The 19,787-nt window shown below is 42.9% G+C and carries 22 protein-coding genes; 6 read left to right on the top strand and 16 right to left on the bottom strand.

The genetic code is table 11. The features are described from left to right. Positions 1–144: 144 nt before the first annotated feature. On the top strand, positions 145–891 hold the full coding sequence (locus IDJ75_RS04530) for a hypothetical protein (protein WP_191174403.1): 747 nt from the start codon (positions 145–147) through the stop codon (positions 889–891). 106 nt (positions 892–997) lie between these two features. Continuing rightward, positions 998–1,582, top strand: coding sequence for a riboflavin synthase (locus tag IDJ75_RS04525; RefSeq protein WP_191174402.1), 585 nt, complete (start codon positions 998–1,000; stop codon positions 1,580–1,582). Between the two features lie 31 nt (positions 1,583–1,613). On the opposite strand, the gene IDJ75_RS04520 is transcribed toward IDJ75_RS04525, so the two are convergent. Continuing rightward, positions 1,614–2,762 (bottom strand): tetratricopeptide repeat protein, encoded by a 1,149-nt coding sequence (locus IDJ75_RS04520; protein WP_191174401.1) that lies wholly within the window; start codon positions 2,760–2,762, stop codon positions 1,614–1,616. A gap of 93 nt (positions 2,763–2,855) precedes the next feature. Here IDJ75_RS04520 and IDJ75_RS04515 point away from each other — a divergent pair, with 93 nt between their 5' ends. After that, on the top strand, positions 2,856–3,146 hold the full coding sequence (locus tag IDJ75_RS04515; RefSeq protein ID WP_191174400.1) for a hypothetical protein: 291 nt from the start codon (positions 2,856–2,858) through the stop codon (positions 3,144–3,146). Positions 3,147–3,208: 62 nt separating this feature from the next. Here the strand turns inward: IDJ75_RS04515 and IDJ75_RS04510 are convergent, their stop codons facing one another. From IDJ75_RS04510 to IDJ75_RS04455, 13 genes are all read right to left on the bottom strand, one after another. Further along, positions 3,209–4,228 (bottom strand): alpha/beta hydrolase family protein, encoded by a 1,020-nt coding sequence (locus IDJ75_RS04510; RefSeq protein WP_191174399.1) that lies wholly within the window; start codon positions 4,226–4,228, stop codon positions 3,209–3,211. A 57-nt stretch (positions 4,229–4,285) separates the two neighbouring features. Beyond that, entirely contained in the window at positions 4,286–4,873 is a 588-nt protein-coding gene (locus tag IDJ75_RS04505; protein ID WP_191174398.1) for a Crp/Fnr family transcriptional regulator, read from the bottom strand. 33 nt (positions 4,874–4,906) lie between these two features. Then, positions 4,907–5,893, bottom strand: a complete 987-nt coding sequence (locus IDJ75_RS04500) for a hypothetical protein (protein WP_191174397.1) — start codon at positions 5,891–5,893, stop codon at positions 4,907–4,909. 254 nt (positions 5,894–6,147) lie between these two features. Next, positions 6,148–8,013: a Fe-S protein assembly chaperone HscA gene (gene hscA, locus IDJ75_RS04495; RefSeq protein ID WP_191174396.1), complete on the bottom strand. Its 1,866-nt coding sequence runs from the start codon at positions 8,011–8,013 to the stop codon at positions 6,148–6,150. Positions 8,014–8,096: 83 nt separating this feature from the next. Beyond that, the gene (locus IDJ75_RS04490; protein ID WP_191174395.1) at positions 8,097–8,357 is read right to left on the bottom strand and encodes a hypothetical protein; all 261 of its coding nucleotides are present in this window, start codon (positions 8,355–8,357) and stop codon (positions 8,097–8,099) included. Between the two features lie 9 nt (positions 8,358–8,366). After that, positions 8,367–8,618: a hypothetical protein gene (locus IDJ75_RS04485; RefSeq protein WP_191174394.1), complete on the bottom strand. Its 252-nt coding sequence runs from the start codon at positions 8,616–8,618 to the stop codon at positions 8,367–8,369. Then, the gene (locus IDJ75_RS04480; protein ID WP_191174393.1) at positions 8,615–10,015 is read right to left on the bottom strand and encodes a radical SAM protein; all 1,401 of its coding nucleotides are present in this window, start codon (positions 10,013–10,015) and stop codon (positions 8,615–8,617) included. The genes IDJ75_RS04485 and IDJ75_RS04480 overlap by 4 nt, the downstream gene beginning before the upstream one ends. Then, complete coding sequence (locus IDJ75_RS04475) at positions 10,008–10,757, bottom strand: prolipoprotein diacylglyceryl transferase (protein WP_191174392.1); 750 nt, start codon at positions 10,755–10,757, stop codon at positions 10,008–10,010. The genes IDJ75_RS04480 and IDJ75_RS04475 overlap by 8 nt, the downstream gene beginning before the upstream one ends. Before the next feature lie 17 nt (positions 10,758–10,774). Further along, the gene (gene accC / locus IDJ75_RS04470; protein ID WP_191174391.1) at positions 10,775–12,250 is read right to left on the bottom strand and encodes an acetyl-CoA carboxylase biotin carboxylase subunit; all 1,476 of its coding nucleotides are present in this window, start codon (positions 12,248–12,250) and stop codon (positions 10,775–10,777) included. 39 nt (positions 12,251–12,289) lie between these two features. Beyond that, positions 12,290–12,505 carry a LysE family transporter gene (locus IDJ75_RS21285; protein WP_317173745.1) on the bottom strand — a complete coding sequence of 72 codons (216 nt, stop codon included), beginning with the start codon at positions 12,503–12,505 and terminating at the stop codon, positions 12,290–12,292. Positions 12,506–12,549: 44 nt separating this feature from the next. Next, positions 12,550–12,918 (bottom strand): LysE family translocator, encoded by a 369-nt coding sequence (locus tag IDJ75_RS21280; RefSeq protein WP_262892088.1) that lies wholly within the window; start codon positions 12,916–12,918, stop codon positions 12,550–12,552. A gap of 344 nt (positions 12,919–13,262) precedes the next feature. Beyond that, positions 13,263–13,754 (bottom strand): NADH-quinone oxidoreductase subunit B, encoded by a 492-nt coding sequence (locus tag IDJ75_RS04460; RefSeq protein WP_191174390.1) that lies wholly within the window; start codon positions 13,752–13,754, stop codon positions 13,263–13,265. Further along, on the bottom strand, positions 13,744–14,352 hold the full coding sequence (locus IDJ75_RS04455) for an NADH-quinone oxidoreductase subunit A (RefSeq protein WP_191174389.1): 609 nt from the start codon (positions 14,350–14,352) through the stop codon (positions 13,744–13,746). Before IDJ75_RS04455 ends, IDJ75_RS04460 begins: the two co-directional genes overlap by 11 nt. Between IDJ75_RS04455 and IDJ75_RS04450 the strand changes: the two genes are divergently transcribed. Next, a complete protein-coding gene (locus IDJ75_RS04450; protein WP_191174388.1) occupies positions 14,351–15,565 on the top strand; it encodes a BaiN/RdsA family NAD(P)/FAD-dependent oxidoreductase in 1,215 nt (404 codons plus the stop codon). The two genes, IDJ75_RS04455 and IDJ75_RS04450, sit on opposite strands and share 2 nt — an antisense overlap. Positions 15,566–15,790: 225 nt before the next feature. Here IDJ75_RS04450 and IDJ75_RS04445 read toward each other — a convergent pair whose 3' ends face one another. Continuing rightward, positions 15,791–16,303 carry a c-type cytochrome gene (locus tag IDJ75_RS04445; RefSeq protein WP_191174387.1) on the bottom strand — a complete coding sequence of 171 codons (513 nt, stop codon included), beginning with the start codon at positions 16,301–16,303 and terminating at the stop codon, positions 15,791–15,793. A gap of 76 nt (positions 16,304–16,379) precedes the next feature. After that, entirely contained in the window at positions 16,380–17,228 is an 849-nt protein-coding gene (locus IDJ75_RS04440; protein ID WP_191174386.1) for an SDR family oxidoreductase, read from the bottom strand. Between the two features lie 184 nt (positions 17,229–17,412). Here IDJ75_RS04440 and IDJ75_RS04435 point away from each other — a divergent pair, with 184 nt between their 5' ends. Together IDJ75_RS04435 and IDJ75_RS04430 are read left to right on the top strand one after the other, a co-directional pair. After that, entirely contained in the window at positions 17,413–17,775 is a 363-nt protein-coding gene (locus IDJ75_RS04435; RefSeq protein ID WP_191174385.1) for a BlaI/MecI/CopY family transcriptional regulator, read from the top strand. 4 nt (positions 17,776–17,779) lie between these two features. Then, positions 17,780–19,648, top strand: a complete 1,869-nt coding sequence (locus tag IDJ75_RS04430; protein WP_191174384.1) for a M56 family metallopeptidase — start codon at positions 17,780–17,782, stop codon at positions 19,646–19,648. The last annotated feature ends 139 nt before the right edge of the window (positions 19,649–19,787 follow it).

The following is a 19,787-nucleotide window of genomic DNA, read 5'->3' as shown; positions in this document are numbered from 1 at the left end:
ATTTTTTAAGATAAAGGCAATATTTTAGACAATATTTTCTCTTTTCTTAAATGGAAATTTTGTTTCAGTAAAGTGAAAATATTTTGTATAAATAATTATGGATGAAGTACTTTTGCTTAAAAACTAAGCAATATCATTCATATTATGATCTCAAAATTTAGGTTCGCAACTCTATTATCGCTTGTAGCTTTAACAGTAGTAATTTATTCGGCTTGTAAAAAAGACACCAAAACACTTAACAATAATAACGATGCTGCTATAGCTAAAACTATAGCGGTTAGTCTTTATAAATCATTTGGCGCAACCATTGCCAGCCAAAGCAACTTAACTGGCTTACCGGTTATTAATACTGTACGTAACGGCATAAAGGTTAACGACCTTACCTGTGGCCAATATATTGAAGCACCTTACAGCTTTACCCATACCCAGGCCGATACCGCTAAGGATGTAATGAACGGTTCAAACAAGTATGTTATAAGCTGCGATGAAAACAACCAGCCTAATGGTTATACTTATAGCGGCAACTACGTAAATACCGGCTTTAACCCATCAGCCACCTATGATATAACTGTTAAAGAATATTATACGCTTAAAGCTTTAGCCCCAGCATTCGCTAAAATGCAGGTTGATGGTAACCAAACATCTGTTTATAAAACAGTAACTAAAAAGGACAATGAATCAATGGTTCAAAACAATTCTTATATTTTAGCCGGGTTAATTATTGATTCAAGCTCAAGGCCTTTTGATATTACCGCAGGTACAGCAACTTTTGTTTCTAACGGAACAAACGCAGGCAGGAATTTCAACTTTACAGGCACCATTGAATTTTTAGGTAACCATAAAGCCAAAGTATCATTTGATGGCAAAGTATTTAATGTTGAAATACTATAAAGACATATCCTATTAAAAACTAAAAAGTGGATGGCCAAAAGCTATCTGCTTTTTTTATGATGTTACGATAACACATCGCACACCTAAAAATCTGTACTTTTGCTGCATGTTTACAGGAATTATAGAAACCTTGGGAAAGGTGGCCGACTTACGTAAAGAAAACGGCAACCTGCATATTACTGTTGAATCTGCCATTACACAAGAATTAAAGATAGATCAATCGGTAGCGCACAACGGCGTTTGCCTAACCGTTATTGCCTTAGGCGATGGCACACATACCGTTACTGCTATTGAAGAAACCCTTAACAAAACCAGCATTGGCCACCTAAAAGTTGGCGAACCAGTAAACCTGGAGCGTTGCATGCAAATGAATGCCCGGTTGGATGGGCATATCGTTCAGGGCCATGTTGACCAAACCGCTACCTGTACCAAATTTACCGAACTTGACGGCAGTTGGGAATACACATTTCAATATGATGCATCAGCAGGCAACGTTACGGTAGAGAAAGGTTCTATCTGTGTAAACGGCATCAGCCTTACCGTAGTTAACTCGGGGCCCGATCATTTCTCGGTGGCCATTATCCCTTATACATACGAACATACAAACCTGCACAATGTACGCGAGGGATCAGTAGTGAACCTGGAGTTTGACATTATTGGTAAGTATGTTGCAAGGTTAATGAACAGGTAAGCTATGGTTCGACAAGCTCACCATTACAAACCTATCGGGCTAACGCAGCTATCCTACTCTTAGAATAATCAATATAGTTTTTCTGTTTGTTAACAGGCGGCTTTAAGGCCAGGTACTTTTTGTAATATTTCACGGCGCTGTTCTTATCCTTTAAATTACTATCGTACAAGTTGGCAAGCAAATAATATATCATAGGCTTTTCATCAAACTGCAGGCTTTTTTGGTACGCAGCGGCGGCCTTTTTATACTTAAATAGTTTTTCATTGCTATCAGCCATTTCACCATAATATGAAGCTGTATTGGGTGAGATACCCGCTTCAATGGTTTTAGATAAGTAACTTATTGCCATTGGATAGTCTTTAAGTTCTTTATATGCTAAAGCTGTATAATAATAGCTGTTTTCGCCTTGTTCATTGGCGCTTATATTTAAAAGAGTTGATATACTACACTCGTAGTTTTTGGTGTTGTAATACGCCACCCCAAGCTTGTTTAGTACAAAGCTTGACATGTCGCCGTTATCAACTAATTTGAGGCAGGTGTTGATAGTTTCGGGCCATTTCTTTTGCGCGTATTGCAGTTTCATCAGGCTTTTAAGCAAAACTATGTTTTCCGGGTCGGCTGCAATAGCCAGGCTTAGCACCTTCTCGGCCTGGTCATTAAATTTTATAGACACATACATATCGCTCAGATCAGATGCTACATCCGGTTCGGCAGGGTTAAGCTTATTGGCCTTTTGCAGGTAGCCAATAAAAGATGGGATATCACTTTTATCATGGCTTATTTGTGCCAGCTGCTTATAAACCATAAAGTTTGTGGTATCACGTGCAGTGATGCGCTTATAATAACCCTCGGCTTTTGTAGTGTTGCCCCTGCGCAGGTTAAGGCTGCCCAAACTATATAATACAGAGGTATTAGTTGAATCTAAAACGTAAATGCGTTGGTAATACCCCTCCGCCTCTGCCAGGCGGCCTGCCATATTGCAAGTGTAAGCAAGTTGACCAAGGGCTTTCGCATTAGTAATTGGTTCGGCATAGCTTTTCTTTAAATAATCGGCAGCTTCGCCAAAGCGTTGTGTTTGGTAATACTCAAGCAATAAGGCATCATCAACTTTATTGGTTTGCTGTGCAAAACCTGTAAATGATAGCAAACAAACAGCGGTACAAATAAGGAGTGATTTCATATAACTAAATTATTAGTTATAAATGATAATTCCAAATTTTATACACTTTGGCACTGTTATGGCTATACATAACCTATAAAAAACAAGATACCTATGGATAAGATAAGGAAATTTGAATTGATGGAAAAAATTGTCCATGAATTAGAAGATTTAAAAAACAGTAACCAGGCGTTGATACAGAAAATTGCTAAAATTGAAGTAGACAACATTGATCTTGGTAATAAAAGATTAGAAAAAGATCTGCCCGATATGCACCAACGTGTAGCAGATAACCTTGATACCATCGCCAGCATATTGGAAGACTTTGCAACCCAAACCGATGAGTACAGCAATAAAAACAACATCTCGGCATTAAAAGAACAGGAAGAAATAAGCAAGCTGTAATAGCATGTTTAGATAACAAAAAAAGCCCCAATTGGGGCTTTTTTTGTTTCAACAGGAGATTATCATCTTAAATTTGCCTTAAAAAACCTCACAGCCATATTGCCAACTTGTTCATGCACAGCATGCCTATTAACGGATGGATCATCATTAAATATTACGCCACCAGTTTTTTTAACCTCTGGTATTGCTTCGTTTAAAAAAACATAGTGGGCTGTTTTACCCGGCACTATAAAGAGTTTCGATTTTGGCATTAACTTATGATAATGCGCAGCGTTGGTTTTAACAGGTGCTATACTATCGCTTTGCGCCCCTACTATAAACATGGGGATATCTACATCTTTAAACTGGCTTTTACTTATAAACCCCTGCCCCACTGCCGGGCATATAGTAAATACTGCCTTAATACGTTTATCTTTTAACGGCGGACTGTTTTTAAAAGATGCTTCAATCTCTTTTTCGTCCAGTGTATTTATCAGGTTAGGAAACTCGGGTATGTTGATTTCCTTGAGGCCTTCCGGCGTATAGGTAAACTTGTTGATAGCATTCAAATCAAGTTTGGCACCTGCTAAAGCTATAACCGTAAACCCGCCTATAGAAAAACCTGCCGCGCCGATGCGTTGCCTGTCTATTATTTTATCCAGTTCGGGGTTGTTTAGCAATTGCGTAAGCACAAAGCTGATATCCTGCGCACGCTGCCATGGCGTTACAAAATCAATAGCTATCTTATTATCGTAGGTATTGCCCCAATGATCTACGGCGGCAACAATAAAGCCTTGCTTCACCAGCATATCTGCCAGCCATTCCATGGTTAAACGGCCACCTCCTGTACCGTGCGAGATCATGATGAGCGGATGTTTTTGACGTGGCAATACGGCATTCCTTACAGATGGCTCTACTATGAAAGGGAAATTATCCTTAAGCAATGGCGTTTTTTTATCAGTTGTTGGGTACCATATCTCGGTAGTTAACGTGCGTTTACGCAGCGTATCGTTATAATGAAGGGTTTGCTCACCAATAATTGTTTGCGCAAATGCCGCTAACGGTAGCAGGAATAATATGCTGAGGACATGCTTTAGTTTCATGGATTTGATTTGATACACAAACCAAGCTAATTAAAACCAAACGATTATTGACAAATGTCAATAATTTACTTTCGATTTTAGCCTGCTCAATGTTTCCTGCGAGATGCCAAGGTAGTCGGCTATTATTTTGGATGGCAACCTCTGTATTAGAGTGGGATTGGTTTGCATCAATAACTGGTACCGCTGCCTGGCATCCATAGTAATGAGGCTTTCAATACGTTTAATAGAGGCAATATAATCTTTTTCCAGGCCCACCCTGTACACATGCTCCCACCCCGGGAAATTATCCAGCAGGTCATTAAAATCGCAGTGATTGATATACAACACATCACCAGGCTCAATGCTTTGTATAGCCGCCAATGAAGGCTCCTGCAAATTAAAGCTCGGGAAGGCAGTACCAAACCTGCCTTCGGTTACCAAAAAACGGGTTGATTCCTTCCCATTAACATCCAGCATAAAAACCCGCAGGCAGCCGGCATTTACAAAGTATATGTACGGGTTTATCTCACCGGCATGCAACAGCACCTCGTTACGCTTGATAGTTTTATGCCTGAATTTCTTGCAAAATACATTCAGTCCGGTCTCATCTATCCGCATATTACTGCTGACGAAGTGCCTTAGCTGTTGGTATGGGTTTGCAGACATACACCAAATATAAAATATGTCGCCGCGAATAACCTACTGGTATTGAATATAAATTGGGGCTGGTTTTAAATTCAGCACTTCCTTGGGTGTCATCATGCGTTTTGGCCCGTTTTTAATATCGTTTTTATAAAACAACTTAAACCCGGTGAATTGTACAGGTTCGCCTGATACAAAATATTTGTAGGTACCTTTTTTAAGTTCGGGAGGGCCCCAGCCATCCATATCCATCACAAACTGGACGTTCTTATCCAGCTTAATATCCTGGTAATTGGTAACCATGCGTTTGGTGAAACGGTGCACCACAAATATTTTTGGCGGCAGGTTATATTTTTTGCAAAGGCTGCTCAGGTAATTGGTTACATAGTTAATGTCTTTAGCATCAAAGGTGCCTATACGTTTACCGGGCACACTGCCCTCTTTCATAGAAAACTCCGGGTCGATGCCAAAATGCACGTTAGGCATTTTCAGATATTTTTCCAGCTTGGGTAATTCAGTTTCTACTGTACTAAAGCCAACCTGTATATCCAGGAACACTAACGCGTTAATGGGTTTTGCCATCTCTATAGCCTTATCTATCTGGCTAAAGGGCATACGCAGGTTGTGTAAGCCATTGCGGCCGGCATCTGCTTGCGCGGTAACGCAGATATAGTGCAGTGCGGGTTTAACAGGTGTTTGCGGGTCGGCGGCTTCCCAGTTCTTTACTTCGGCCAGTAGTTTAGCGCGCATAACCGATGGTTCATATTCACCAAGCACCCCCATATTTTTAGAATACATATTGCCGTAATAAGCAACAACACGATAGAAGGGCAATATTGCACCGGCTTGTGGATATGGTGCTTTTTTAACAGGCCATTTCCCGGTCTTGTCGCCATTGGCCAAACGGGTAACTAATGAATCGTAACGGGCGCTATCAAGTGAAACTGGCTTAAGCGTACTATCCTGTTGAACGGCTTGGGCCAATGAAGTGATTGATGATGCGGTAAAGGCAAGCAAAGCTGCAATGCGTAGAATGTTTTTCAAGTGCTATTAGTTAGATTGCTACAAATAACGCATTTTATGGTTATGTGTTTTGAATAATCCAATCATTTTTTCTGAACCTTGATTTAAGGATTAAAAGATTATAGGATTAATCAAGCCCACCTCAAAATCAAATAAATCATGGTTCAGAATTTCGCGTCAGGGATGGCAGCGGATACCGGCCTGTGGCTAGCGCCTGGCGGTATGAGCGTAAAGCCCGGACAGCAGGTAACGCCTTCTTAATATTTGAATATTAATTATTCCTCACCATCTATACTTTTCCCCCTCATGGCGGTAGCAATGGCTACATCCATTACACGCTCAGCAAAGGGGCGGGTAAAGTTGTTCAGGTCGTCAATTTTTGTATGGATAAGGTCTTTATCGCCCGTGCTCAGCGCGGCTTTAAGGGCCTCTAACTGGATATTGGTTTCGCTTATTTCATCGGCGTTCAATAGCTGCCCGTTCTTTTTAAGGAAAGTTTCAACAGTATACACCATTTGTTCAGCCTCAGTTTTGGCCTCAATCAGCATACGGGCGCTAACATCGTCTTTAGCATGGGTAATACTATCCATCAGCATTTGTTCAACCAGGTCGTCGGTAATGCCATAGGCGGGTTTTACTTCAACCTCCTGTTTAACACCGCTGCGTAGTTCAATAGCCTGGATCTTTAGGATCCCGTCCGCATTCAGTATAAAGTTAATATCCACCTTGGGGAAACCTGCGGGCATAGCCGGGATACCCTTCAATTCAAACTCGGCCAGTTTGCGGTTCTCGCTGATCAGGTCGCGCTCGCCCTGGTAAACGGCTATCTTCATATTCACCTGTCCGTCTTTAGAGGTGGTGTATTGCCTGCCTGCTTTTGTCGGGATCTTTGAGTTACGGGGGATAATGGTATCCATTAAACCGCCCATGGTTTCTATACCTAATGATAATGGGGTAACATCAAGCAATAAAATATCGCTGCGATTACCGGCCAGCACATCGGCCTGTATGGCGGCGCCAAGAGCGACCACTTCATCAGGGTTCAGATCATCATGCACCGGGCGCCCAAAAAATTCCGATACCATCTTTTTAACCAAAGCTGTACGCGTGCTGCCCCCTACCATCACTACCTCATCAATATCGGCAATACTAAGTTTGGCATCCTTTAGCGCGTTTTGGCAAGCCGTAATGGTTTGCTGCACTTTAGGGAGTATCAATTCCTCAAAGGTGTTACGGTCTATAGTGCACCATATTTCGCCTATTTTTTCATTAAAAATACTTTGATGTGCGAATGCTTTTTTGGCTTCTTCGGCCTTCAGGCGAAGCTCTTGTGTAAGCTCGCGGTTATTGGACAGCTCAGTTTTATCTATATTGTTCTTTTCTATCCAGTAATCGGCAATGACGCGGTCAAAATCATCGCCGCCCAAAAAGGTATCGCCATTGGTTGATAGTACTTCAAAAATACCATTCTGAATTTGCAGGATAGATACATCAAACGTACCACCACCCAAGTCATACACGGCAATAGTTTTTGTTTCCTCTGGATTTAAGCCTATACCATAAGCCAAGCTTGCGGCTGTTGGCTCGTTTACAATACGCAACACATCCAGCCCTGCCAGTTTACCGGCATCTCGGGTTGCCTGGCGCTGCGAATCATTAAAGTAGGCGGGAACGGTTATCACAGCACGGTTAACGGGCGTTTTAAGGGCGTGTTCGGCACGTTCCTTAAGCTCTTTTAATATAAGTCCCGATAGTTCTATCGGGTTGTAGAATTTATCTCCAACCTTAATTTTTACCAGGTTTTCGCTATCGTCATCAATAATTTTGTATGAGAAAAAGCTCTGGTAATTCTTCACATCGGCATACGAGCGGCCCAGTAAACGCTTAACCGAAAACACGGTATTTTGCGGGTCGGTCACTAAAAATCCTTTGGCTTCATTACCTACTTTAATATCACCGGCAGCGCCAAAATGCACAATTGATGGCACCAAAACACCTTTACCGATATCATTAATAACCTTAGGACTTTTATCAGGATCTATAAAAGCGACCAGCGAATTGGTAGTACCCAGGTCGATACCTACAATAATATCTTCTTTTTGTATTGAACCTGTTGCCAGGTTGATGGAAACTTTAGCCATAGTAATATATCACAAAACGCAAATGTACTTAGTTTTAGGTGATGGAGTGTCTTTTGAATATCTAATTTACTATTTGCTACGTATTACATGTGCCCCAGTTTGATATTATTGAGGCATGTGCCGAAACTAATAAGCGGTATTAATAAGCCGGCCAATGCCCATATCCACCGGCGTTGCACCAGCGCAGTTATCAACGCAATAACGCCATGAGCTATAGCCAGAAAAAAAGCGCCGAGAATAGCTTCCTGCCCGGCGAGTAAACCCAAAATGGTATAGCCGGCAAATACAGCCAGGTTAATACCTAATATTGCTATATCTGATGTTTTGGTTTTGTTCTCTTCCACTGCTATAAGTTATTTAGTATCCAGATGAAAATTATTGGCACAGGTGGCAAAGCCGATAACCAGTATTAATATCCCGGCCAAAACCCACACCCACCGTTTTTGCACTATAGCCATAACTACGCATGCAGCAGCATGCCATAATGAAATGATGAACCAGCCATCGGCATTATTATATACACCTAAAACGGTGTAGGCAGCAAATACAGCCAGGTTAATACCTAAAATAGCCAGGTCGCTGAATTTCTTTTTTTCTTCGCTCATGTGGGTGATATTTCGTTTCGTAACATTTCCAGGTATTCTGCCTTATCATCGCGGTAAAACATGTTCATGGTTTCAAAAGGGATAATGCTCATATCCTTATTTACGATATGTACGCATGATTTTTTTATAGCACGTACATCAAAGTTTTGTGCATCAATAAAATTCATGATGATAACCCTAAACAGGTTATCATAGCTTAATCCCCGGGCATAAATATCGGGCAGGCAGCACATAATACTTTTCAGGTGCTCTTTTGCGGTATCTACCGAGTTACCGGTGCTAAACATATGCAGAAGGTGACTCTTCAGCGCTTCATCCTGTTCGTAAACTATGGTGTTTTTTGAGTTATCCAGCAGGTCGTTCGGGTCTATCATCCGGGTTAACGGGAACACTTGCCCGGCCAGCTTTAGGGCGTAGCCCATAACCAACGCATCGGGGTTACAGGGCACGGGGAGCAAGTCCTGCGCGGTGAACACGTTGGTTTGTTCCAATATGGCGGTACGTACCTCCGTCATGGTGTAACGGTCGGTAGCCGGGTTAAAGTTTTCCAGCCGGCCCGCCTGTTGTGTGGGCTGTAGGGTTACCCCTCTTACACAAGGTTGTAGTAGGGCGTAATCTATAATTGCGCCTATTTCATCAGTATTCAGGCCCTTTTGCAAGGTTACCACTAAAGTGGTCGACAGGTTATATTTATTCAGATTTTCGATGGCTTTGCGCCTTACCTCGCGCAGGTCTTCTCCGCGCAGCTGTTCTAAAGCTTCCTTTTTAAAGGAATCGAATTGCAGGTAGATCTCAAAATCAGGCTGGTAAGAAGCCAACCGTTTCACAAATTGCTCATCCTTTGCAATGCGGATGCCGTTGGTATTCAGCATCAGGTGTTTTATAGGTTTGCGCTTGGCGATATCCAGTATCTCAAAAAACTGCGGGTGCACGGTTGGTTCGCCGCCGCTTATTTGTACCACATCCGGTTCGCCTTCGTTCGCTACAATTACATCCAGCATTTGCTCTATCTCCTCCAGGGTACGGTGGCGGCCATAATGCGGTGATGACATGGCATAACAAGTTGGGCAGGCCAGGTTACAACGATCGGTTACCTCTATCACCGTAAGGCACGAGTGCTGTTCATGATCGCGGCACAGCCCGCAATCGTAAGGGCAGCCATAATGGGTTTCGCGGTTAAACTTTAGCGGCATTTCGCTGCGCTTGGCGTAATTACGGCAGTTTTTATAGTATTCCACATCGGTGGCTATCAATACTTTCTCAAACCCGTGGATTCGGCAGGTCTTAAGCATATAAACCTTATCATCCTCAAAAACAATTTTAGCATCAACGCGCCTTAAGCAGGTTGAGCAGATGCTGATGGTAAAATCGTAGTAGATATACGGCCTTTCAGGCATAGGTTTTAATGGTTTTAGATGGGTAGATAAAAACTTTATAATAATAGGCAATACCCGCCAAACTGGCCAGTTGAATTACCGATAAACCAAAACTAAAAAAATAATCGGGCTTTATAAATTCAATCATCAGCCTGAAGGTAAGATAGGCGGCCATTAAAATTTTAAATTTCGCGCCATCCTTAAACTGATGCCTGCGTTCTATCAACAACAGCGTAACCCATAGTATTATCCAGAATAATATTTCATACAGGTTTGTCGGATGCCTGCGCACGCCATCGCCAAAGTTAATGGCCCATGGTAAATTGCTTGCAATACCAAATGTACCATCCTCCAGCCCCGCAAAAAAGCACCCGGTACGGCCGATGATCATACTTAAACATATCGGGTAAACCATTAAATCGCCGGAGGAGGTGGTTATACCCAACTTTTTCTTTACCAGTTCTACTCCTATTAACCCGCCAAGCAAACCGCCAACAATGGTGGTGTTACCCATAAAATAAAATACCGACATGTGGTTAAACAGATCGGGCCTTTCGAGCACACCAATAATATGCGAACCTAAAAAGCCACCCAGCGCCGCACCAACAAATATAATGATGCGGTTATTGTCGCTAATTGGGTCTGCACTATGCTTTTTTAAATATACGTAGTAACGATAGCCAATTGTATAGGCAAGGGTCTCGCATATAAAATGGATAGGGATACTTGATTTACCAATGGGGATATTAGCCGGGAAATGCACTTGTCTTACGTTTAAGCTTATCGCCTGTTTTTAACCCAGTTACTTTCGGCAACGGCAGTAGTTTCTGCAAATGCTGTTTTTTTAGCCGCGAGTAATTTTTCCATTACCAGTGCCGCTATCAGCGCTTCGGTTTCATTACCGGTTTGCAGGCTTTCTGGCATAAAGTATTTTTTAACAAAGTGCGTATCAAAATTGCCCGAGGTAAATGCCTCATGCTGCATTACAAATTTACCAAAGCCAAGGGTTGTGGTAATGCCGGTGATGCTGTACTCATCAATAGCGCGTATCATGCGTTCTATAGCTTCTGTACGGTCTTTACCATAGGTTATAAGTTTAGCTATCATAGGGTCGTAATAGATGGGGATCTCCATTCCTTGTTCAAAACCATCATCAACCCTAACGCCGGGGCCTTTGGGCGTCACGTAGGTTTGCAAGGTGCCAATATCCGGCAGGAAGTTATTGGCCGGGTCTTCCGCATATACACGCAGTTCCATAGCGTGCCCCTGGATCTTCAGATCTGTTTGTTTAAAGCTAATGGCTTCGCCCCGGGCAATGCGTATCTGCTCTTTTACCAGGTCGATACCGGTGATCAATTCCGTTACCGGATGCTCTACCTGCAAGCGGGTGTTCATCTCCAGGAAAAAGAAATCGAGTTTCTCATCCATAATAAACTCTACCGTACCGGCACCTGTATAATTAACAGACCTCGCCACGTCTACCGCACATTTCCCCATCGCTTCGCGGATTTCTGGCGTTAATACGGATGAAGGTGCTTCTTCAACCACTTTTTGATGGCGGCGCTGAACAGAGCAATCCCGCTCGAAGAGGTGCACAATATTGCCGTGTGTATCGCCCAGCACCTGGATCTCAATATGCCTCGGAGAAGAAACATAACGCTCAATAAATACCGCACCGTCGCCAAAGGCAGAGATAGCCTCTGATACGGCAAGGCCCATTTGCTCTTCAAAATCATCGGGGCCGTCAACTATGCGCATACCCTTACCACCACCACCGGCGGCAGCTTTGATCAGGATAGGGAAACCTACCTCTACAGCACGCAACTTTGCTTCGCCTATATCGGTAATGGCTTCTTCGGTACCGGGCACCATCGGGATGTTATATTTTAACGCGGCGGCTTTGGCTGATAACTTATTACCCATCACTTCCATAGCCTCGGGCGATGGGCCGATCAGGATCAAACCAGCCTCGCGTACCTGCCTTGCAAAACCGGCATTCTCGCTTAAAAAGCCATAACCGGGGTGGATACCCTCGGCACCGGTTTGTTTACAGGCGGCTATAATTTTATCGCCAACAAGATATGATTGATTGGATGGTGCTTCGCCGATGAACACGGCTTCGTCGGCATAACGCACATGCAGGGCGTTGCGGTCGGCCTCAGAATAAACAGCTACAGTTTTGATACCCATTTCTCGGGCTGAACGCATTACACGCAGGGCAATTTCGCCACGGTTTGCTACCAGTATTTTTTGCATAGGTAACAAATGTAATTAATATGCGCTAAGGTTAAAACGTTACTTTTTAGAGAATGCTACTTTTATTCCCATCAATACAAATGCTACGCCCGAGAATTTATTAAGAAAATTACCGGCTTTAGGGTTGCTGATGAATTTTTGTGAGAAGAAAGATACAAACAGGCTTAACAATACATACCATATTAAACCCAAAAACACGTAGGTAAGGCCCAGTATTACAAATGGCAAAGACTGGCTCAATGCTTCTTTTTTGATGAACTAAGGAAAAAATGCCAGGAAAAACAGGGCCACCTTTGGGTTTAGCACTTGGTTACCACCCCCGACAGGAAATTTTGCATGTTGCTTTTATCGGCCTTATCAACCGCGGTTAGCACGATGCCATTATTTTTAGATACCAGTTTATTGATACCCAGGTAAATGAGGTACGCCGCGCCAAGATATTTAACAATGGCGAAGGCCAATACCGATTTTGCCACTATAAGCGATAGGCCAAGCGCAGCCAGCACGGTATGGAACAATACACCCGCGTTAACTCCCAATGCCGAATATATACCTGCCTTTTTACCCTGCCCAATGGCCTTATTTATTACAAATAGGGTATCAAGCCCAGGTGTCATGATAAATAAAAATGCGGTTAGAGCGAAGGTTACAAAATTATCTATACCCATATGGCAAATGTAAAGGATATTTAAAAAGCGAAATAAGTCACAAAAGAGATTTGTCATATTTTTGCCGTTGTTGTTGTCACCAACAACCTTGAGGCAGGTAGTAAATACTATATGATGGCCAAGCATGGCGGCTTGTTGGTGACAACACCAACAAGGGCGGAATGTAAAGGATATTTAAAAAGCGAAATGAGTCACAAAAGAGATTTGTCATATCGAACGAGGTACGAGGATATATCTTGTTCATTATGCAGGGTTCGCCGTTTATCATTCGAACAAGATTTATCTGCGATGAGCTCCCTACGGTCGGTTCTCGTCGCTGCGCTTTCCTCGAAATTACAGTTAGATTAAGCGGTTACCCCCGCTACAATATGCTCTTTCTCTATCTTCTTCTGCAATTCCAGGATGGCGCCTATCAAAGCCTCGGGCCTTGGCGGGCAACCTTGTACGTAAACATCAACCGGGATAACCCTGTCAACACCTTTTACTACATGGTAGCCGTGCTGCCAGTAAGGGCCGCCGCAGTTGGAGCATGAGCCCATCGAAATTACATATTTAGGGTCGGGCATTTGCTCGTAGAGGCGTTTAATGCGCTCGGCCATTTTAAAGGTGACCGTACCGGCTATAATGATCACATCTGATTGCCGTGCTGAAGGCCTCGGGAAAACACCAAACCTATCCAGATCGTATGTAGAGGCCATAGCACCCATCATTTCTATCGCGCAGCAGGCAATGCCAAAGCTTAATGGCCATAGCGATGACAGCCTCGCCCAGTTCAGCAGGTCGTCCATTTTGGTGATCACAATGCCACCGGCTTCGTTGGTCAGATCAGGCGTCATTGGCTGGTTTTTTAAAAGCTGGTTTAAACATAGGTTTGCGCGGCTCGGAAGGAGCAGCAGTTGTAGTAACTGTAGCAGCTGCGGGTATCGAAACTTCTAAACTAAACTCCTTCACTCTAAAATTACCTTGCTGCGTGTTCAGGCTGTCATATAACGCCTGTGGTATGCGGGCGTCTGTTTGGGGAAGACTTACGGTAGGTTTTATCCAGTTTAGGTCGCCTTTAAGCCATACATAGGCCAGGCCAAGTATCAATACCCCTAAAAAGATGAACATTTCCGTCAGTGATATCCACCCCCAACGTGCATCTGCAGCTATAATTTCGCGGTTACCAAAAACTGTTGCCCAGGGAAATACAAACACCATCTCTACATCAAATAACAGGAAAACCAATGCAATAACATAAAAACGGGAGTTGAATGGCAGCCATGCATTGCCGGTCGGTTCTTCGCCACATTCATAGGTACTTAACTTTTCGGTATTGGGGTTACGGGGGGCTAAAAGGCGGTTCACAAAAAACAACCCGCCAATTGCAACAATGCCTGTAATTAAAAAGATAAGTATCTTTCCAAATTCTGATATTTGCGCCACAGCATCCATGACAGCAAATTTAACAAAACAATCAAACTTTGACGCTATAATTATTGGCGGCGGCGCCTGCGGATTAATGTGCGCGGTGCAAGCCGGTTTTTTAGGCAAGCGTACATTGGTATTAGAGAAGAACGATAAAGTGGGCGCCAAGATATTGATAAGTGGTGGCGGCAGGTGTAATTATACCAACTTATACGCTACGCACAAACAATTCATTTCGCAGAATGAGCACTTTAGCCGATCAGCCTTAGCGCAATGGACCGTGGATGATACCGTAACTTTTTTTGAAACCTATGGCATCGAAGGGAAAGAGAAAACACTTGGCCAGCTTTTCCCGGTGAGCGATAAGGCCAAAGATGTGGTGAATGTATTTACCAATCTTTGCAACGACCTTGACCAGGAGATATGGTGCGATACCGAGGTCACCGCCATTGAGCAAACCGAAGATGGGTTCAATATTTCAATAGAAAGGAATGGCAAGCAGCAAGTATTATTCGCCCCAAAAGTTGTTATTGCCAGCGGTGGCCTGCCCATCGCTAAAATGGGCGCTACTGATTTTGGCCTGCGTACCGCCCGCAATTTTGGTATGGCTGTTACCGAAACCTCCCCTGCCCTGGTGCCGCTTACCATTACAGGTAAAGACCAGCCCTGGTATGAGCAATTATCGGGCAACAGTATTTTTTGCAGGGTATGGAACGACAGGGCAAGTTTTGAAGAGAACATCCTGTTTACCCACTGGGGACTGAGCGGCCCGGCCATATTACAGATCTCCTCCTATTGGAAACCCGGCGAAAGCATTTTTATTGACCTGCTGCCCGGTAAAGATATTATTGAACTGATACTGCAGGAACGTGAGCAAAATGGCAAGAAGATGTTATTGGCTTATCTCTCTAACTTGTTTACCCGCAAATTTGCCGAGGCTTTGGTTAATTATATTCCCGCCGATAAAAACCTGGCATCGCTTACCAAAACCGAACTGGAAGATATCAGCATACTACTGCACGAGTTTAAAGTGAAACCTGCCGGTACCAAAGGTTACGATAAAGCCGAGGTAATGACGGGCGGTGTAGATACCAACGAGCTATCATCAAAAACCCTCGAAAGTAAAAAAGTACCGGGCCTATACTTTGGCGGCGAATGTGTTGATGTTACCGGCTGGCTGGGGGGCTATAACTTTCAATGGGCCTGGGCAAGTGGCTTTGTTATAGCGCAAAATATATAACGCTGTAAATTCTATTTAACCACAGAAGGCACAGAGAGAAAAAGCACAGAGGTAAGCATTTATTTAATACAAGTAAACTCCCAGGATCTTTGTGAAAAATCTTTGTGCACTTTGTGTTTAAAAATCCCAAGCATTGTTAAAACAAAAAAGGCCACAAAGAATAAATCTCTGTGACCTCTGTGGAATCTTAGTGCTCTCTGTGGTTAAACTAACCTCAAAAAAACTTTATGGTTTCTTCTCCGGAGCTGGCGGTGGTGTTGAACCCGGGGCCGGTGTTGCACCTGGTGCCCATGACGGCTGGCCGGCAGGTACCTGGCGTGGCAGTTCTGATGCCCTTACCACTTCAGGGTGTTGTACCCCACGGTGGCAGGTGTAGCAGTTAATGCTGCTTTCCATTATCCTGTCTGTACTATCCTTTTTCGCGTGGAAATATTTTTTGTTGATCTCCTGCGTCATTTTATACATTTCGCGGGCCATCTCTTTTTCGGGTTTTCCATCGGCGGCAAAATCCATCTTTTTGGTTTCCTCGTTACGCATATGGCAAAAGCTGCAACGCGCACCTAATGCATGTTCCCACTCCTCCATCGTTTTATGCATTTCTTCTTTAGAAATGTTTTTGGGTAATACCTTAAGGTTTTTGAATGGTTCGTCGGCCGGTTTAACAGCCGGCGACATAGCCATAAATACCACTGCCGAAAGCAGGCCCATTGTTGCTATTAATTTTTTATTGATTGTCATAATAATGTAATCGCGTTTAAACATCTAAAACTAAAAAAATTTAATTAAAACCGCAATAAGCAATAATAATGTTACGCTATTGATCTGTAAAGGGCTTTATCATTTCCATGCTCAGGTCCCAAAGCCTGTTGCGACCAAGTTCGTCAGTTGCCTGTGCAGATGGGCTGGCTACATGCCGGTTTTTAAAATACTTACCGCTTTTTGCATCAATCCTTGCAGCTGAGGCCAGGTAAATGCTTGTTTGCGCACCGCTCTCGGCCGAGATCATAAAAGGCCTGGCCAGCCACATTAATGTTTTGCCTATGCCCGTTAAGCCTGTGCCGAAACCGGTATTAACCAAGCCCGGGTGCAGTGCAAATGCACTAATACCTTTTGGCCCGTATTTAATAGCCAGCGAACGGGTAAAATATATATTAAATAGTTTGGCGGTTCCGTATGCCTTCCATGCCGAGTACGGGCGTTTTAACCATTGCAGGTCATTAAAATTGGGTTTAGCCATGCGGTGCGCCTCCGAACTTACATTTATAATACGCGCCTGGCCTTTTTGCAATAAGGGCAGCAGGTTATTTACCAGTAAAAAATGGCTTAAGTGGTTAACAGCAAAAGTCATTTCATAACCGTCTTTGCTCTCATGCCGTTCGGCAAAAATGCCACCCGCATTGTTTATGAGTATATTAACAGCCATTAAGCTTGCTTTTAAAACACCAGCAGCGTCGCGTACGCTTGCCATATCGGCCAGGTCACATTTTAATACATAAACGTTCTTGTTTTTTGTAACCGCAATTATTTCTTGTCGTAACTCTTCTCCCCTCTCCATATCACGTACCAGCATATAAACAGCGTGGTCTTTTTTGGCGAGAGCCATGGCGGTTTCCTTACCTATACCGGATGTTGCGCCGGTTATAACTGTAGTTGTAAAAGGCATATCGTATCAATTTAAATTAGGCCGGGGGATAGATCAAATTTAGCACTTTTTAGTGCAACTAAAAATAGTACAGCACTGTAGCCTGTGTATAATGCTGCAATCCGGAAATAAATCTGTTAAATTTTGTTAAACAATTTGCATTATTACGAAGCAGTCGTATATTTACGAAATAATCGTAGTAAACATGGAGAAATTATCACAACAAGAGGAAGAAGCAATGCAGGCTGTTTGGCAGGCCGGCACAGGTTTTATTAAGGATTTTCTTGATCAAATGACCGAGCCTAAACCACCTTATACCACCTTGGCATCAACCATAAAAAACCTGGAACGCAAAGGTTTTGTAACCGGCGAAAAGCTGGGTAACTCGTACCGCTATACCCCCGCTATTTTAGAAGAGGAATACAAAAAACGCTTTATGAGCGGCTTTGTAAGCGACTATTTTAAAAACTCGTATAAAGACCTGGTTACCTTTTTCGCCAACGAGAAAAAGATCAGCGCATCTGAGTTAAAAGAGATCCTTAACCTGATAGAAAAACCTAAACAATAATACCATGCCGGCCTTATTTGTCTTTTTATTCAAAGTTAATATCGCATTACTGTTGTTTTGCGCGGGCTATTACCTGGTGCTTCGCCACCTTACTTTTTACACATTAAACAGGGCATACTTAATGGTTGCCATTGTATTTGCTACCCTTTACCCTAAAATAGACCTGAGCGATTTTGCCCAAAGGCATGAAACCCTTGCCAAACCGGTACAAACCGTTGTATTAAACTGGCAGGCGCCTGCTGTAAGCCTCATAAAACCACTTACCCAACCCAACTACTGGCAATGGGCAACGGTTATATTTTGGGCCGGGGCCATATTCCTGGGGTTTAGGTTATTAATGCAGTTGTTCTCGCTGTTTCAGTTATACCGCCAATCGAAACCGGCACGCATACATGAACATGATGTAAGGATAATGGAAGGCGAAGCCGCACCTTTCTCTTTTTGGCGCAGCATTTATGTTAACCCTGCCAACCACACCCCTACCGACCTGCAAGCCATACTATTACATGAGCAGGTACACGTAAACGGATGGCATACCATAGATATTTTACTGGCCGAACTAAGCAGCGTATTCTACTGGTTTAACCCCGGTATATGGCTCATGAAAAAAGCCGTACGCGAAAACATTGAATTTATAACCGACCGGAAGATCCTGAATAAGGGCTTCGATAGTAAAACCTATCAATACAGCCTGGTGAATGTGAGCTTTAATGCTACCACCCCCGGCATAGTAAACCATTTTAATATTTCAACCATTAAAAAACGCATAATTATGATGAACGCTAAAAGATCTTCAAAGTTTAAACTAGCGCGTTATGCGTTTGTGGTTCCCGCTGTTGTGGTGCTGCTGCTGGTATTTACCTTATCAAAGGCCGAAATAACCAAGCCTATTACCCGCAAAATTGCATTAACCATTAAGCCGGTTACAACCGCTATTAAACAAGCTGCCCAAACTGCTATAGCATTTGCAGATACTGTACCTGATAAAAAAGCAAAAACCACTACTGCAAAAACCGCCAAAACCGATACACTCAAGTTAAAAAAAACATTATTTGTTGCTTATGATGTAAAAGCTGATACCGGCAAAAAACAAAAAATCTATATCAGGACCGCAAACAATCACACCATCGATTCGATGAACATAGTTTTAAATGGCAAAAAGGTGGATAACGCCATATTCTCAAAGGTTGATCCATCAACAATTGAGAGCGTTAACATAATCAACTCCGGCGACCGGAAATTTAATGCAGTAGAGAATTATACATTTAATAATAATAAAGACGTAATATTTATAGCTACAAAAGATTCTGAAGAAGGAAAAGCATTATCTGATAAACTGGGCAAAAGGCGCCAGATAACCAACATCAGGATAAACGGTGTAAATAAAAACACCGATAACCTTTCTGGATCAGAAGTCGCGGTGATATCTGCCTTACCCGGTTTAAAATTAAACGGTAACGTGAACAACGTAACTGTTATTGCACGTAAAAAAGATGGATCTACATCGGCAGATGACGTGAAAGAAGTTGTAGTAACCGGTTATGGCACCGCAACAAAATTAACCGACAGCATCCACCTTAACGGGAACAATATTGTGTTTGCAGCTACCCCACAAACAAAACTAAAGAATGTAAAAGGCTGGAACACGACCGCCAGCTATGTTTATACAACCAATAGCACCAATGTTAACCGCATATCAGATAAACTGATTGTGATTGATGGTAAAATTGCCAGCGAAAAAGAGCTAAAGAAACTGTCGGCTTTTGATATTGACAGAATGAGTACAAGCAACAGCGCCGACACCGTAAAAAAATACGGCGACAAAGCAAAATATGGTGTGGTTTATATCTACACCAAAAAAGGGAAACAGTAATAAGATCAGTTAGATGTTGACCTATTTAAAGGTTGATCGGGGCAAGCCTGGTCAACCTTTTTTGTATTTTTAAGCCACGCGTTATTGCGAAGAACGATAGCGACGTGGCAATCTTCGATAGAAAAGTTTGCGACATGCC

The sequence above is a fragment of the Mucilaginibacter rigui genome, from assembly GCF_014773275.1.
Taxonomy (GTDB): domain Bacteria; phylum Bacteroidota; class Bacteroidia; order Sphingobacteriales; family Sphingobacteriaceae; genus Mucilaginibacter; species Mucilaginibacter rigui_A.
The sequence above is the reverse complement of the archived record's forward strand: the minus strand, read 5'-3'. Positions and strand labels throughout refer to the sequence as shown.